This window comes from Nitrososphaera sp., from assembly GCF_050748925.1.
Classification (GTDB): Archaea; Thermoproteota; Nitrososphaeria; order Nitrososphaerales; family Nitrososphaeraceae; genus Nitrososphaera.
Genome location: NZ_JBOGQF010000199.1, coordinates 1 through 2,333, shown reverse-complemented (window position 1 = coordinate 2,333; position 2,333 = coordinate 1). Strand labels below are relative to the sequence as shown.

The following is a 2,333-nucleotide window of genomic DNA, read 5'->3' as shown; positions in this document are numbered from 1 at the left end:
ACTTTACTGGAGGCGAGCCGCTTGTGCAGCATGAGGCAGTAATAGAGCTGGCAAAGTTCGTCAAAGAAAAGGGCATCAGGACGTACCTGGAATCTGCCTGCTATGATTCTGTCAGGTTTGCCAAGGTCCTGCCATACATCGACCTTGTAAAGATCGAGTTCAAGATGCGCGACTCTCTGGCAGTCGACGGCAAGAACTATCCTACGCTTTTAAAGAACGAGCTGGAATGCCTGAAGATGGCCGTCGAGGCGGGCAAGAATCCCTACATAAAGATAGTAGTGACAAACTCGACTGATGAAGGCGAATTAAAAGATCTCGTGAGAAAAGTGTTTGCTGCCATTAAGGAACGGGATGTAGCAGGATTTATAATACAGCCGAGTCATAGTGTGGACGAGCCCTTGTTAGATAGGCTTTTTGCATTTTACGACGCAATTTATCCATACTACGAGCAGGTCCGCGTCGTGCCCCAGCTACACAAGATCATAGGAGCAAGGTAACGCTAAAAAATGAACAAGAAGGGCGAGCTGAACAAGAAAAAGATAGCCAAGCTGGTCAGGCAGCTGCTTGCCGAGCTTGGCGAGAATCCCGACAGGGAAGGCCTCATCGGCACCCCAGACAGGATAGCCAACATGTATGAGGAGATATTTGGCGGCTACAAGATGGACGCCGAGCTTGACGTCACGTTTTCAGAAGAAACCGACGTCATAGTCGCAAGGGACATCCAGTTCTACAGCATGTGCGAGCACCACATGCTGCCGTTCTTTGGCAAGATCCACGTCGCCTACGTGCCGTCAGGCAAGGTCTTTGGAGTATCAAAGCTGGTCAGGCTGGTGGAAAAACACTCCCGCCGGCTCCAGATACAGGAGCGGCTGACAAAGGAAGTCGCCGACGAGCTTATGAGGCAGGGGGTCAAGGGCGCGATGGTGATAGCGGAAGGCGAGCACCTCTGCATGAAGATGCGCGGCGTCCGAAACGACAGCTCGATCATGACGATAGCATACAGGGGCGCGATGGCGCAGAAAGACCTGCGCGAGCACGTGTTGGCTATGATAAAGGACCCCAAGTCGAACCTGCGCTCTGTCTGAATAGTTAAATAACTATCAAACAGGTTTCTTTCCATCACATGAGCAGCAAGGACGAGTCGGTTTTTTCAAAGGAGGCTTTGATGGGCACGCAGGCCGGCAAGGAGATCATGAAGCAGGGCCTGCTGCGCGGCAAGGGCTACAAGCAGTTCAACCAGTACAAGGAAAAGACCGAACAGGAATTCGGCTCGTTTGCCAAGAGGTTCGTCATGTCGCTCCACGGCGCAATCCAGGCCGACAACAGTCCGGCGTCCACCATGCAAAAGTTCGCAGAGGAGGTCGGCTCGGCTGACCTGGTACCGGCCGCCGACGCGCTGCAGGACCTGAAAGCAAGGCTCTCTAGCCCCGATGTTTTGCAGGACAGGGTCGCAAGGATACTCAATTCAAACTTTGTCAAGATGACGTTTCCCGTCTTTAACGCGCTCTATGACGGCTCGACGCAATATTTTGGCGACGGCGAGTCGCAGGAAAAGCGCGACGCAGTCATTGACGGCCACATCATCGCCATCGACTTGTCAGAGCCGATGGACAGGATCGTCGACAGGGACGAGGACCTCGAATACCTGGAGGACTACAAGTTCATGAGCCCGTACATCCTCGCCATCGCGCGCCAGAAAATTGCGCAGGGCGGCGACTCGGTGCTAAAGGCGTTTGAGGACGGCTTCAAGGACGCGAGGGTGGGCCAGTACCTCGACGTGAAACTAAAGATGAGGCCGGCGTCGATAAACGACGAGGTGATGGGCGACTGCTACAAGAAATACCGCGCAGTCATGGGCACGGCCGGCAGGAACATGGCCCTCAACCGCAGGCCACTGAGCGACATATTTTACATGGGCATGGCCAAGGCCGGCGAGTGCGTCGGGTGCGGCAACGAGATCGAAGACGCGATAAAGAACGGGTCGGTCAAGATCCCGTCGTGGCCTCTATACTATGCGCTCAACACCGGCGACGTGAGGAGGGGATTCGAGCTGACGATGCAAAAGAGCGAGCTGTACCTTGACGAGGCCAAGATGGCGCTTGAAATGCTGCCGGAAAACTTTTCCCTAAAGCCGTTTCTCGAATTCCTGTTCCTGACCGTGAGGCACTATAACCAGTACTGGTACAACGAGCTTGTGCGTGGCGCACATTTTGACGAGTTTGAGAAGCGACTGCCAAAATGATGTGGTCTGAAAAGTACAGGCCAACGCTAATTGAGCAGATGGTCGGCAACGAAGATGCACGCCTTGCCGCCGTAAAGTGGCTGGCTAGCTG

General features: G+C 54.1%; 3 protein-coding genes. All 3 read left to right on the top strand.

What is annotated here, in order from left to right:
• Positions 1-497 (top strand): organic radical-activating protein (locus ACREAY_RS11410; RefSeq protein WP_431755892.1); only part of this gene is annotated, 497 nt, incomplete at its 5' end.
• Positions 498-506: 9 nt separating this feature from the next.
• Positions 507-1,085: a GTP cyclohydrolase I gene (folE, locus tag ACREAY_RS11405; RefSeq protein ID WP_431755891.1), complete on the top strand. Its 579-nt coding sequence runs from the start codon at positions 507-509 to the stop codon at positions 1,083-1,085.
• Between the two features lie 38 nt (positions 1,086-1,123).
• Entirely contained in the window at positions 1,124-2,242 is a 1,119-nt protein-coding gene (locus ACREAY_RS11400) for a hypothetical protein (protein ID WP_431755890.1), read from the top strand.
• The last annotated feature ends 91 nt before the right edge of the window (positions 2,243-2,333 follow it).